At 37.3% G+C, this 14,544-nt stretch carries 11 protein-coding genes; 3 read left to right on the top strand and 8 right to left on the bottom strand.

The features are described from left to right. The first annotated feature begins 20 nt into the window (after positions 1-20). Together PWU04_RS05650 and PWU04_RS05655 are read left to right on the top strand one after the other, a co-directional pair. Positions 21-1,178 (top strand): TIGR03364 family FAD-dependent oxidoreductase, encoded by a 1,158-nt coding sequence (locus PWU04_RS05650; protein ID WP_274474893.1) that lies wholly within the window; start codon positions 21-23, stop codon positions 1,176-1,178. Positions 1,179-1,192: 14 nt separating this feature from the next. Continuing rightward, complete coding sequence (locus tag PWU04_RS05655) at positions 1,193-1,870, top strand: phosphonatase-like hydrolase (RefSeq protein ID WP_274474894.1); 678 nt, start codon at positions 1,193-1,195, stop codon at positions 1,868-1,870. A 51-nt stretch (positions 1,871-1,921) separates the two neighbouring features. Here the strand turns inward: PWU04_RS05655 and PWU04_RS05660 are convergent, their stop codons facing one another. Genes PWU04_RS05660 through PWU04_RS05670 form a run of 3 tightly spaced genes read right to left on the bottom strand, consistent with a single transcriptional unit; the run spans position 1,922 to position 4,213 of the window. Then, on the bottom strand, positions 1,922-2,497 hold the full coding sequence (locus PWU04_RS05660; protein WP_274474896.1) for a helix-turn-helix domain-containing protein: 576 nt from the start codon (positions 2,495-2,497) through the stop codon (positions 1,922-1,924). Between the two features lie 33 nt (positions 2,498-2,530). Next, the gene (locus PWU04_RS05665; protein WP_274474897.1) at positions 2,531-3,622 is read right to left on the bottom strand and encodes a zinc-binding dehydrogenase; all 1,092 of its coding nucleotides are present in this window, start codon (positions 3,620-3,622) and stop codon (positions 2,531-2,533) included. Positions 3,623-3,631: 9 nt separating this feature from the next. Beyond that, positions 3,632-4,213 carry a helix-turn-helix domain-containing protein gene (locus PWU04_RS05670; RefSeq protein ID WP_274474898.1) on the bottom strand — a complete coding sequence of 194 codons (582 nt, stop codon included), beginning with the start codon at positions 4,211-4,213 and terminating at the stop codon, positions 3,632-3,634. Positions 4,214-4,357: 144 nt separating this feature from the next. On the opposite strand from PWU04_RS05670, the gene PWU04_RS05675 reads away from it, so the two are divergent. Further along, positions 4,358-5,671, top strand: coding sequence for a DUF5690 family protein (locus tag PWU04_RS05675; RefSeq protein WP_274474900.1), 1,314 nt, complete (start codon positions 4,358-4,360; stop codon positions 5,669-5,671). Positions 5,672-5,817: 146 nt separating this feature from the next. Here the strand turns inward: PWU04_RS05675 and arsB are convergent, their stop codons facing one another. The 5 genes from arsB to PWU04_RS05700 all read right to left on the bottom strand — a co-directional run bounded on the left by arsB (position 5,818) and on the right by PWU04_RS05700 (position 13,982). Continuing rightward, a complete protein-coding gene (gene arsB, locus PWU04_RS05680; RefSeq protein WP_274474901.1) occupies positions 5,818-6,888 on the bottom strand; it encodes an ACR3 family arsenite efflux transporter in 1,071 nt (356 codons plus the stop codon). Continuing rightward, positions 6,888-7,496, bottom strand: coding sequence for an arsenate-mycothiol transferase ArsC (locus PWU04_RS05685; RefSeq protein ID WP_406600940.1), 609 nt, complete (start codon positions 7,494-7,496; stop codon positions 6,888-6,890). Before PWU04_RS05685 ends, arsB begins: the two co-directional genes overlap by 1 nt. Positions 7,497-7,541: 45 nt before the next feature. Beyond that, positions 7,542-8,015 carry a DUF6428 family protein gene (locus PWU04_RS05690; protein WP_274474903.1) on the bottom strand — a complete coding sequence of 158 codons (474 nt, stop codon included), beginning with the start codon at positions 8,013-8,015 and terminating at the stop codon, positions 7,542-7,544. Positions 8,016-8,057: 42 nt separating this feature from the next. Continuing rightward, positions 8,058-8,387, bottom strand: a complete 330-nt coding sequence (locus PWU04_RS05695; RefSeq protein ID WP_274474904.1) for an ArsR/SmtB family transcription factor — start codon at positions 8,385-8,387, stop codon at positions 8,058-8,060. A 387-nt stretch (positions 8,388-8,774) separates the two neighbouring features. Further along, complete coding sequence (locus PWU04_RS05700; protein WP_274474905.1) at positions 8,775-13,982, bottom strand: choice-of-anchor tandem repeat GloVer-containing protein; 5,208 nt, start codon at positions 13,980-13,982, stop codon at positions 8,775-8,777. Positions 13,983-14,544: the final 562 nt, after the last annotated feature.

Here is a 14,544-nt window from a genome sequence, read left to right on the forward strand (position 1 = left end):
ATGTAAAATCAAAAAATACAATGGACCATACTTTTGACTTAATAATCGTAGGAGGAGGCGTTTTAGGAACTTTTCATGCTTACCACGCTTTAAAACAAGGCTATTCGGTAGCACTTCTTGAAAAGGACAACCAGCCACATGGAGCAACTGTCCGTAATTTTGGCCAGGTAGTTCCCTCTGGAATGAATGTAAAATGGCAAAACTACGGAAGGAAAAGCCTTGATATCTATAAACAAATTCAAGAACAATTTGATATCAGCTTAAAACAAAACGGCACTATATATATAGCTTCAAATGAGGAGGAAGTTCAATTGATTGAGGAGCTAAACCAAATCAATCGCTCAAACGACTATCAATCCGTTATATTAACAAAGCAACAATGCTTAAACAAATACCCTGGATTAAAACAGGAATACATTAAAGCCGGCCTTTTTTTCCCCGAAGAAGTTACCATAGAACCTAGAACAATGATTCATAAACTTAGAACATTTATGATCAAAGAACTTGGACTGAAATATTTCCCAAATACTACAGCAATAAACACCCAAGAGAATGGTGAATCTGTGGTAGTCACTTCAGCTGATGGCTCTGAATTTAAAGCATCTAAAGTTATTATCTGTAACGGAAGTGATTTTAAGACACTCTACCCAGACACTTACTACAATAGTGATTTAGTTGTTTCCAAGCTTCAAATGCTCCAAACAAAACCCCAAACCAACTATTCTTTAAAGGGATCTATTTTAACCGGTTTGACAATTAGGAGATATGAAGCCTTCGAAGAATGCCCTTCCTATGCCGAAATTAAAAGCTACGAAGACGCTAAAAGCTTTGGGAAAAAATATGGCATTCACATCCTGTTCAAACAAGCTGCTGATGGCTCGGTAATCATTGGCGACTCTCATGAATATGCCAATGCCTCAGAAGCAGACAGCTTAGGATTCGACCTAAATATGGACATAGATAATTTTATGATTGAAGAGGCTAAAAAAATTATTGATTTACCGAACTACAACATCCAAAACCGTTGGGCTGGATTTTATTCCCAATGTAAATCAAAAGACATTTTCGAGCATCGCATAAGCGATAATGTCCATATTGTAACTGGTATTGGAGGAAAAGGAATGACGGGAAGCGCAGGGTATTCCAAGGAAAGTATACACAAAATTTTTAATGATTAATATATTATAAGCAAATGACAAAGATAAAAATGGTGGTTTTTGATATGGCGGGAACCACAGTAAACGAGAACAACGTGGTTTACAAAACCCTTCATAAAGCCATCAACGAACATGGCACGAAGGTTTCACTTGAAACGGTACTGGAGAATGGTGCCGGCAAGGAAAAACTTCAAGCCATCAAGGACGTGCTTACATCATTAAACGGAGACGCTAAGACAGATGCTCATCCCATTTTCCAGACCTTTAAAATGATGTTGGAAGACGCCTATAAACACCTTAACGTGACACCGATTGATGGTGTAGAAAACCAAATGCTCCAGCTACGAGCCAATGGTGTAAAGGTTGTCCTAAACACGGGCTACAACAGTGTGGTAGCCAATAATCTATTAGAAAAATTAAGATGGAACAAAGAAGAGCATTACGACCTTTTAATAACTGCCGACGATGTAGTTAACGGTCGCCCGCATCCGGATATGATTGAAATGGCCATGAAAACTTTTGACATAACAGATTCCGCAGAGGTTTTAAAAGCTGGAGACTCTGCCATAGATATCGAAGAGGGAAAAAACGCAAACTGTGGCATAACCGTTGGTGTTTTATCCGGTGCACAAACCAAAGAACAACTTGAAAATGCAAGCCCCGATTATATCATAGATTCCTTAGCTACTATAGATAAGATTATAGTTGGTTAATCTCGATTACATTGTGTTTAGATTAAGCCTGGCCAATTTATTGGTTCGGGCTTAATCATTTTCTGAATAAAAATATAAAACAAGCATTGTGCAGTCTTCTGTACTTCTATTTACTGGTACATGTGGCAGTCTCCCATTAAAATACAGAGAATCTCCGGCATTTACCTCAACCTCTTCCTCTTCAATTTGATAAACGCAAGTTCCGCTTAACACATATTTAAATTCCCATGCGTCTGTTGTAACCATATCTCTCTTAGAGTTGGGAGATACCGTTAGCATGACAGCTTCAAAACCTACAGCATTTAAACTCTTGCTAAAGATATGATGATAGGTAAACCCTTCTGCCTCTATCTCTTTCTCCAAATATTGCTGATCTTCTTTTTTTAGAAGAATATACTTTGCCCCCGCTTTATTCTCAACGCCTTCAAAAAAGGTACTGGCATCGACCTCCAAGGCTCTTATTAACTCTAACAAAACCGGTAAAGACGGAATAGTTCGTCCATTTTCAATCCTAGAAATCAAACCATTACTCACGCCGGCATTAGCTGCTAGTGCACTAATGGTTATCTGTTGTTTATTACGGATCGCTTTTATGCGCTTCCCAATTCCAATTAAGAAGTCGTCCATATTGTTCTTTTGAGCAAAAGAACGAAAAAAATGTCAATCTTGAATTACACCTACCCTGTAATGCTTACCACTATGAGCACAATTAAAGGCTTGGCCTAACATACCCAACGCAAAGTCCTCACCAACCAATTCGCTAAAAGGGTATTTGTCTCTAGATTTGGCTAAAAAATCTATAGCATACCCCAAATCTTGAGGGATATAATTATGAAGCCCTTTTATTGTAATTAAGTTCCTTACAATCATCTCGGCATTGACTTGTGTATGGCGTTCGCTATAAACGGCTCCAACCCAAACAGCAATCCCCCCAATGTTCAATACTTCTAATCCTTTTTCCATAGCAGATGCCACTCCTGTAGTGTCAATCACCACATCAATACCACCATAGAAATTAAGATCATTTTTAATTTCTTGAGAACTAGATTCTCCGGAGATAGATTTGTTTATCCCAAATAGATAGGCTCTCTGTAAACGATCGCTTACAATATCCATGGCAAATACCTCTTTTGTCCCAGCCTCTCTACTCATAGCACAAGCAGATATTCCCAACATACCGGCCCCAATTACCAATACATTTTTACCTTCTAAATTACCCGCCAATCTTAAAGCACCTGCAATAGTGGCATGCGTGCAGTTTAAAGGAGCCAATTCACTATAACTCAAATGTTCTGGCAGCTTGAAAATAGCAGTTCCTTTTTTCAGTAAACAATGTGATGCAAATCCGCCGTTTAGAACATCGTCATCCTCCATTTTACGATGACCGTATTTGTACAATCCTTGTGATTTTTGAGGTATCCCTTTAATTGCCATATCATCCTCCTCATCAAAAGCGTATACTGACCAAGTCACCAAATCCCCTTGTTTCAAAGTATCACCATAGTAATCGTTTACCCCCCCCTTACCGGTAACTACTACTTCCCCTATAATTTCATGTCCCAAAACCGAAGGTTGAGGAGATACTCGTCTACCGTAATAAGTATGTAAGTCACTGGTACAAATGGTCGTATATTTTATTTTAACCAATACTTCCCCAATTTCTATTTCTGGCAAATTCAGCATAACACGCTTAAATGGCTGCTGAACTTGTTCAAAAACCATCGCCTCTGCTTTAATGTTTTTATTTTCCATGGTTATATATTAAGAATGTGCAATTAAATAAATGACTAAAATAACCGCTTCTTTATCAGACTTGCTGTAGGGAACATGGGGTATTCTACCATCAAAAAACAAAGAGTCCCCTTGTCGTAATTCTAAAAGCTTATCATCCAAACCAAATGAAATATCACCTTGTAACATGTAAATAAATTCATATCCCTCTGTAGTTACCATCTCTCTATGAGAATCTGTACTCAATGTAAGTATAGAAACCTCCAACGAAACATCTCTAAGGTTATGTGACAGTACATTTTTATATTGAAAGCCTTTGGATTCCTCTTTCTCGGTTTCGCAATAATCCTCTTTCCTCACCACCATATATCCCGGGAATGCCTGTGTGCTTTTAACACCCTCAAAAAAATCGTTTAAATCCACCTCAAGGGTTTTAAGTATTTTCAAAAGCGTTGGAAACGTTGGAAACACTCTACCGTTCTCTATTTTAGAGAGCATAGCACTACTCACATCCGACAATTCTGCTAAATCCGCCAGTTTCCAATTTTTATATTGTCTTAGTTCTCGAATTTTTGCCCCTATCCAAATAATCAAATAATTGTTTTCCGTCATAATTTTTAAATATCAGCCACAAAAATATTTCTTTAAAAGAAATTTTATTGCCTGTTAAGAAATATTTAATCGTTATTTCACATTATAGTAATCTTACTCCTTGTCCCGGGATATACATTTGCCAAAACCATAATTCATTTCATTTTGAACAAAGTAACCCTCTCTGGTGTCATAGAAAAAAACAAAAACTTATCTGCAATTTGGATTATGACCGCAGCCTTTTTGTGCTATACAGGCATGTATGCTGTTAGAAAAGCATTTTTGGCAGGACAATACCTCGACCTCGATCTAGGTTTTAATCTTGATACTAAAACAGTTTTAGTGATAAGTCAAGTACTAGGTTATATGGTATCAAAATTTATGGGGATAAAGGTCATTTCGGAAATGTCTCATAATAGAAGGAGTAAATGGCTTATTAGTTTAGTAAGTTTTGCCTTGGCCATGCTTTTACTTTTTTCATTTGTCCCCCCAGAACTTAAAATAATCACTCTTTTTTTTAACGGACTGCCATTAGGAATGGTCTTTGGAGTAGTCCTTTCATATATTGAAGGAAGAAAAAACACCGAACTTTTAGCCGCCGCCCTTAGTGCAACCTTTATATTTTCCACAGGTCTTGTAAAAACCTCGGGGCTTTTTTTGATGCAGAATTTTAATATATCAGAACCTCTTATGCCCTTTACTACTGGACTATTGTTCTTCCCTCTTTTTCTACTTGCTGTCTGGATGTTGAACAAGGCAGGAACTCCAACTCAAGAAGACATAAAAGCTAGATTTGAAAGAGTACCTATGACAAAAACAACAAGAAAGAAGTTTCTTAAAAAACATGGCGTAGGTTTTTCAGGTTTAGTTGTAATCTATATTGTTTTAACTATTGTTAGGGATTTTAGGGATAATTTTGTAGTTGAATTTTGGAGCGAACTTGGTTACACTCAACAGCCAGGACTTATTACCTTCACCGAAATCCCAGTCGCGATAATAGTATTAATTATTGCGGCTATAGGGGTACTAATAAGAAATAACCAGAAAGCATTTAACCTAGGAATGTGGCTCACTGCACTTGGGGCTGCTACAATTTTAATAGCAACTTTACTTTTCAAAGAAAATATGGTTTCTCCAGTGTTTTGGATGGTGAGCACCGGCATTGGAATTTACCTTCCTTATATTTTGTTCCACTGCCTAATGTTTGAACGACTAATCGCTATGCTTAAGTTTAAAGGCAATGTTGGTTTTCTTTTTTATACGGCAGATGCTTTGGGCTATCTAGGCAGTGTTCTTATTTTGGTTTTAAAAGAAAGTATTGATTATAAAGGAGCATGGACTACATTTTTCATTAAACTTAATCTAAATGCTTCTATAGCCATTATTATCTTCGTTATTTTTTCCGTGATCTATTTCATAAAGCGAACCAAAAAAAACCCTCAAATACTGTTGAGTTCTAATTGCGACGTAACGGCTTAATCCACCTAAAACATTAACTCTTGAATCATGAAAACTCTATTAGACAATATTAGAGAGTTTTAAAAAAACAAAAAAACCGACTTCTCAGTCGGTTTTTTTGTTTTATAGTTCTAATTGTATTCTGCTATGGGCAACAATTAAAAAGATTACTCCTGAACAACTTTCTGAGGCTTGCTCACAAAATATTTTTCTCTAAGCCAAAACGAAACACGCACCAATAAAATAAGTGCTGGCACCTCAACCAGTGGCCCTATTACCCCAGCGAAAGCCTGACCTGAATTCAATCCAAAAACAGCAATGGCAACAGCAATGGCCAACTCAAAATTATTTCCAGCAGCCGTAAAGGCTACAGCTGTGGTTTTGTTATAATCTGCTCCCGTGGACTTGGTAACAAAGAATCCAACAACAAACATCACTGCAAAGTAAATCAACAATGGTACGGCAATAATCAATACATCCATTGGTATCTCAACGATCAATTCCCCTTTTAATGAGAACATAACAACAATGGTAAATAATAACGCTATTAAGGTTAATGGAGACACTTTAGGAATAAAGGTTTTGGTATACCAGGCTTCTCCTTTCAGTTTCACTAATACCACGCGGCTTATAATACCCATAAGGAAAGGAATCCCCAAATAAATGACTACGCTTTCTGCAATAGTAGCAATAGAAATGTCAATTATAGCTCCTTCAAAACCTAATAAAGGCGGTAGCTTAGTAATGAATAACCACGCGTAAAAACTATAGGCAAACACTTGGAAAATACTGTTCAGCGCTACCAATCCGGCGCCATACTCCGAGCTTCCTTCGGCTAGGTCATTCCAAACCAATACCATAGCAATACAACGCGCCAATCCAATCAATATCAAACCAACCATATACTCCGGATAATCCTGTAAAAACAGCAACGCAAGCACAAACATCAACACAGGGCCGATTACCCAATTAAGCAGCAACGACACAGATAATATCTTTACGTTTTTAAACACTTTGGGCAACAAAGCATAATTTACCTTAGCCAAAGGAGGATACATCATAACAATAAGCCCAATGGCTATTGGAATATTGGTCGTCCCACTGCTCATAGAATCGATAACACTAGGGAACGATGGAAAAAAATATCCGATACCAACGCCGATTGCCATGGCTAAAAATATCCATAAGGTTAAATTACTGTCTAAAAAACTGAGTTTCTTTTTTCCTTTGTTTTCCATTACTTGATGTTTGAGAAAATGTATTTCATTTCACTTGCTATCTGGACACTGCGTTCCAAATATTTTTCTTCCTGCTGAGGCGTATTATCAAATGCCTTTGGATCCTCAAAGGTTATAGGCACACGTTTTTCTGCTCCTGCAATAAACGGACAACCGCCATCGGCTTGCGAACAGGTCATGATTGCTGCAAATCCACTTTGTGGGTTAAAACCATCATCATAGGTTTTGGAAAACCCAATAACAGGCAGCTCATTAACAGAATATTTAATACTGTATACAGGATTGTTACCCTCAGATAGTGTTTCAATTAAAAATCCCTGCTTAGCCAAAGTTTGGGCAACCATAGGGTACAATGCCGTAGCTTCGGTACCTCCTGAATAACTACTAACGTTATTCATATTGTAATAATGTGCCATTGCTTGTGCCCAAATCTGCGATAAGTGACTTCTTCTAGAGTTGTGAGTACAGATGAAGTTAAGCCGTATGGCCTTGTTATTATCCTTTTTCTGCTGGATATAATCCATTAAAGGCTGCAATATTGCTTTTCGGTCTTCTGAAATGTTTTCCAACTCTATGCCTTCAATAGCCTCAATGACTCTTGGCAGCATTGTGGTTTTAGTGGTAACCATATTAGTTTATACGTTTAATAAAAATTAACAACAACCTGAATCCGGAGAACAACAAGAAGCCGAACTAGCTTGTAAATCGGATAGTCTTACTTTAGGCTTTTCTTGTGGAATACCACAGTTATCCTTGGCCAAACAGTCGGTTTGCTTTGAAGTGAGAACAAAGTCCTTACCATCAAGATCTAAGTTGAACTTCTCGATGGTCTGCCCTTGGTATTCTACTTCAATTTCCAAATCCCCTATACCCAAAGTTTTTTCAGAAAGCTCAATAATATGAAGCAATTTTTCTGGATGTAGTCTATGGTCATAATCATTGGCTTCCCAAAGCTGAAAATTCACGGTTTCTTCATGTCTTACTACACCTCCGCAGTCAATGAAGTCCTTAGTGATCTTTCCCACCTCGGTAACATGAAAATGAGCTGGCACGTAGTTTCCATTTGGCAATCTAAAGGCAATGGTATTCATTCCCTTTAAGTATAATTTGATTTCTGATAAAGTCATAACTATGTTTTTTATTGCTAATTAGCATTTAGTAATAATAATTTAACAACATTCTGTTTTAGGGATATCTTGATCTAAAAACAGCTTCATGGTGTTTTTCATGGACAACCAATTTTCTGTATCTATACAGTAGCAAACACTGGTACCTTCTACATTACCTTTAATTAAACCTAGATTTTTAAGTTCCTTAAGATGCTGTGAGATGGTAGGCTGAGCCAATCCTATTTCATTAACCAAGTCACCACACACACAAGTATCGATTTTAAAAAGATGTTGTAAAATAGCCACTCGTGCCGGGTGCCCAAGTACTTTTGCTATTAAAGCAATCTCATTTTGTTCTTTGCTAAATATTTCTGTTTTAGATAAGCCCATGACATTAAATTGTTACATTGCAATATTACGATTAAAAAGAGTTTCAGCAAGTTATCTTAGTGTTAAGATTGAATAAAAATAAAATAGCCTAATAATAGGCAATAGAATGATAGCATTCATTCAGACGATAAAACGAAGTAAAATTTCTTCCTGCACTAGCACTTTTAATCAGATTTCCAAGGCTTTGAAACTTCAATACCGAACAAAAATAATTTTATGGAGCGACTAAACATCATTACAGCTGCTTACTTCCTAAGATTTTAGAAATAAACTAAAAACACCGCATCCTGAAAGATATTCAGGATGCGGTGTTTTTTCAGGGTCATGGAAACCTGAAACAAGTTCAGGTTGACGAAGAACGACATATTAAGCAGCCCTTTCTGTGCCTTACCCTCTTTTTATAAGCGTTTTAATTACATTCTCTTGAGTTCTTCCATTTGTCACCTTTATAAAATAAGGGGCTTCCTCCACGCTTTCCATGCCTTTGAGCTCAAAGAATCCTTGATCGTAAAACGTTTGCTTTGATTTCAATAATCTCCCATGAAGATCAAAAATCTCAATGGTAATTATCGTGCCTAAATAGGTTTCCGGAAATCTAAAGTTTATGGCATTGTTAAACGGATTGGGATAGATCATAACCTCATCCAAACCACCAACAACACCTCCTCCAAGCTCAACTTTAGCAATGGCATAACAGGTTGAACTGTTACCGCTGCTATCAACTACTGTTAAACTAATCACGTTGCTCCCTACATCCTCAGAACCAAACTCTGAGGGCTCAACACTCATTTCTACAATACCACAGTTATCTGTCGATCCAACATCCAAATCCTCTGGATTTACCATTGCATATCCATTAGCATCTAGAACTACTGTGATATCGTCTATCATACACACCGGCTGATTAATATCCATATCATCACCAAAACCATTACAGTTATCGTCAATACCATTACATGGTGATTCCTCCATGCCTGGGTTAACCATAGCATTGCTATCATTACAATCTGTGTTATTGCCCACATAACCTTCTGGCTGACCACAACTAATTACCACTGTACTAGCATCCCCATAACCATCGCCATCAACGTCGGCATACCACTCCATCTCTCCAATAACGACTGCATCCTCATCATCCAACAACCCATCACAGTTATTATCTACTCCATCACAAACCTCTACTGCATCAGGGTTGATCTCCGCATCATTATCATTACAATCCAAAGCATTGTCCACGTATCCCAATGGTTGGTTACAAGCTTCAATACTGCTAGTTATATCACCATAACCATCACCGTCAACATCGGCATACCACAATCCACCGCCTACAACATCTAAATCCTGATCGTCAATCAAGCCATCGCAATCATTGTCTACACCATCACAAATTTCTGGAGCACCAGGATAAATAGAAGCATTTCCATCGTTGCAATCCAGATTATCGTACACATAACCATCTGGCTGATTACATGACCATTGGCTAATTGCAATATCTCCGTAACCATCGCCGTCATTATCCAAATACCAAAGCAACTGACCTAATAGCGAATCATCGGCATCATCGACCAAGCCGTCACAATCGTTGTCTATGCCATCACAAACTTCCTGGGCATCGGGGTGGACATTCCAATTGTTATCGTCACAGTCTAAGGCATTGTCTACGTAGCCTATTGGCTGACCACAAACAACTACACTTGAATTTGCATCACCGTAACCATCGCCATCAACATCGGCGTACCAGCTAACACCTCCTAAAAGTGAGTCATCGGAATCATCCACTAGACCATCACAATCGTTATCTATACCGTCACAGATTTCCTGAGAACCTGGATTAATTAATCCATTGTTATCATCACAATCAAAAGCATTATCGACATAGCCCATTGGTTGGTTACATGAAATCACTGTTGAAGCAATGTCTCCATAACCATCGCCATCTGTATCGGCATACCAGACCGATTGTCCAACAATTGAAACGTCGGCATCGTCTACCAAACCATCACAGTCGTTGTCTATACCGTCGCAGATTTCCTGGGCAGATGGGTTAATGGCATTATTGCTATCGTCGCAATCCAAGGCATTGTCTACATAACCTGTTGGTTGTCCACACGACAGAACGCTATCACTTGAATCACCATAACCATCACCATCTGCATCTAGATACCAAACCAATTGACCAATAATTGAATCATCGGCATCGTCCACCAAACCATCACAGTCGTTATCAATACCGTCACAGATTTCCTGAGCATCTGGGTTAATGGCATTATCGCCATCATTACAATCCAGAGCATTATCCACATAACCTGTTGTTTGCCCACACGACAAGATACTGTTGTTTGAATCCCCATAACCATCACCATCAATATCGGCATACCAAGTAGATAGACCAATTATAGAATCATCGACATCGTCAATCAGACCATCACAATCATTGTCTATGCCATCGCAGATCTCTTGTGCATCAGGATTAATGGCATTATCGCCATCATTACAATCCAAGGCATTGTCTACATAACCTGTTGGTTGTCCACACGACAAAGCACTGTTGTTTGAATCTCCATAACCATCACCGTCAGTATCTGCATACCAAGTCGTTTGACCTATTACAGAATCGTCTGCATCGTCAACCAAACCGTCGCAGTTATTGTCAACCCCATCGCATATCTCCTGAGCAACTGGGTTGATAGAATTGTCATTATCATCGCAGTCCAAAGCATTATCAACATAGCCTATGGGCTGACTACAAACCACTAGACTTGTATCTGGATCACCGTAACCATCACCGTCTAAATCTGAATAGTATGTCTGATACCCTATTAATGTAACATTAAAACTAATTGATGCAATATTTCCACTAGGGTCTTCCGCTGTTAACGTTATTAAGGTTGGTTGCGTAAAATCAGTAATGGTTGTTCCAACTAAAGGCGTTTGACTCATTGTAACTCCGCAATTATCAGTTACCATTGTAAAACTGGAATAATCTGGAATAACAAACTCACAATTACTATTTAAATCTTCAATTTGGTCATCAACAGATGTTAAGGAAGGAGCCGTTATATCCTCTAAAAACACATTTTGTGTTTGAGTTGCAGTATTTCCATTCTCATCACTATAAGTCCAAGTAATAACAGTATTACCCATAGTAATTATCGGAAAGTCAATATCTGAAACCGCCAAAATTTCGCCTTCATTGGCTGTAGGAACAGCAGGATTCAATTCACAATCTGCAGATAGGTCTGGTAAAATTTCCACATCTGGAATAGGAATTCCTTCATTAACCACCTTTATCAAAGAATTTCTAGTTGGTAATGCGCCATTTTCACTATTAAAAACTGAAGGAAATGTTCTTGTTCCTGTTCCAATGTCGTATGAAAAAATAGTACCACCAGTTGATGTACTATTGGAATATTTTTGGGTTATCCCCAGCAACTTATTTTCGTGTTCAACAAAAACTGGAGAAATCTGCCTATTATTATAACTGAAACTTGGAAGAAAACTAATTGAATTAGCATTAACATCATACTCAAAAAAATCAGCTCCATACTTATAATAACTTCCAAAAAACGAAAAAGAGAATGCAGCTGTAGCCCCATATAGCTTACCTTCACTAGATAACGCAACACCCTGAGGACCACGATTAACAAAATCAAATTCATATTTTTTAGCTAGGGTATTTGTATTAAAATCGTATTCAAAAAGGACTCCATAATTATTTACACCTCCAGAACTAGTAACACCAAATAATTTATTGTTTAGAGCCTCAACTAGGTTGCCATTTGGATACTGACCTAAATTCACTCCATCAAAATCCAACTTTTTTATATAAGTGTTTGTTGCAGTATTAAATTCGAACAATACGCCAAAACTATTGACACCTCCAGACTGTGTTAAGCCATACAATTTGCCATTAGAAGCCTCTATTAAACTACCGTTTGGATATTGGCCAGTATTCACCCCGTCAAAATCCAAATGCTTTATAAAGCTATTTGAATCAAAATCATATTCAAAGAAAACACCAAAACCATATATACCACCAGATTTGGTCATTCCATAAAGTTTACCATTTGAGGCTTCAATTAAACTGTTGCCATCTGGGAACTTTCCCATATAATTACCATCAAAATCTACTTTTTTAACATAATCATGGGTTACGGGATCTATCTCAAAGAGAACACCATTCCCATAATTTCCGCCATACTTTGTCAGACCATATAATTTTCCGTTGGAAGCCTGTAACAAATCACCTGAAGGCATCCCTCCAAAATTATCTGGTGCATTAAAATCTATCCTTTTAATCAATTCCTCTGCAAATAAATCATATTCAAAAAGCACTCCTGAACTACCTTCTCCCCATCCTAAATATGTTACAGCAACCCCTCCTTGTTGTGCCATTCCATATAATTTTCCATTTGTAGCCTGCATTAAGCTTCCATAAGGATTTGCACCTGTTTCAATTAATTCAAAATACTCCTTAACGTTCAATTCACTATTTGTAATATCAAATTCAAAAAGAGTTCCATAACCGCTACCCCCTGTTCCACCTTGAGCAGTAACACCATAGAGATTTCCATTGTTAGCCTCTAATAAATCTCCATAAGGTGACCTCCCATTGGTTCCAACAAAATCTACTTTTTTAGCAAAGATGTCGTCAACATGGTTGTATTCAAACAAAACACCATAATTACTTGTCCCGCCTTGATAAGTCATACCATATAACTTTCCGTTGGAAGATTGTATTAAACTACCCATAGGCATTCTACCCAGATTAGCACCATCAAAATCTAATTCTACATTGTAATTCCCTGTATTAATTTCAAATTCAAATAAAACTCCAAAGCCATTACTCCCTCCAGAAGACGTCATCCCATAAAGTATTCCATCAACAGCTTCTAACAAGTTTCCTCTTGGGTAAATTCCATCAACATCATTAAAGTCATATTTTTTTATATAAATGTTATTAATTAGATCATATTCAAAAATAACTCCTTGATAGTTTTCACCTCCTCCATAAGTCATTCCATAAAACTTACCATTAGAAGCTTCAATCAAACTTCCAAATGGACCACCCCCATTTATGTAATCGAAATCCCATTTTTTAGATAGCGTGTTAGAAACCGGGTCATATTCAAAAATCACCCCTGCATTGTGCACCCCTCCATTATGGGTCATCCCATATAATTTTCCATTAGAAGCCTCTATTAAACTACCATATGGATTACCCCCTGAGACATCGCTTTCGTCATCAAAATCCCATCTTTTTATATAGCTTCCTAAAACTGCGTCGTATTCAAATAAAACGCCATCATCATGTTCGCCACCATTGACCGTCAAACCATATAACTTCCCATTACTAGCCTCCAATAATTTGGTATACATAGGCCCCCCACCTTGATTCCTTCCAAATTCATGTCTTAACATTTGGTTGCCTCCTTCTAAATCTGCTCTAAAAATAACACCTGCATCATCTACCCCTCCTCTATGAGTCATTCCCCATAATTCTTCATTTTGGGCATTAAGATTTAAACAACTAAACGTAATAATGAGGGCAATAAAAAAACTAATACGGTTAAATAAGGATAATGGATGCAGCATAAGCATTGGTTTAATAAATTGAGAAAGGAATTAGATTAAGAATCACGCAGTTGCCAAGTGCCAACATAGCGCTAGCACCGAAAACAGAAAGTATTAAATTGGTAATTAATTTTTGACAGTAGCACACACGTCTTGACTATAAAGGGTCAAAATTAAGAAATTGAAGCACCCATGAAAAAACCTTGTTAAATACTCTACAAAACACTCATTATTTTCGTTAAAACGTAATTTATCTACGCTTTATATCTAAATTTGACCATAGTTCCGTAAGCAATTACTTTTTATCTTTTTTAAGAATCATTCCAAAAATAAAAAGGCTAACAATAAAGCATTAACAATATTACCAAAGGCATTCCCACAAAGCACAACCTCTTCTATACAAAGAGAATCATTGCTAAAGAAACCTACAATACCCAAAAAGCGGTATTTTTAAAACATCCAACTTTTTAAAATTCATATTGTTGAAATTATCTGTTAGGTAGAATCTGTATCCTGATCCGGAGAAGTATAACCGTTTACTATATGCATTTATTTGCTATTGCTAGCACCAGTATTTGAGTGA

It is taken from the genome of Mangrovimonas aestuarii, from assembly GCF_028767185.1.
GTDB lineage: Bacteria > Bacteroidota > Bacteroidia > Flavobacteriales > Flavobacteriaceae > Mangrovimonas_B > Mangrovimonas_B aestuarii.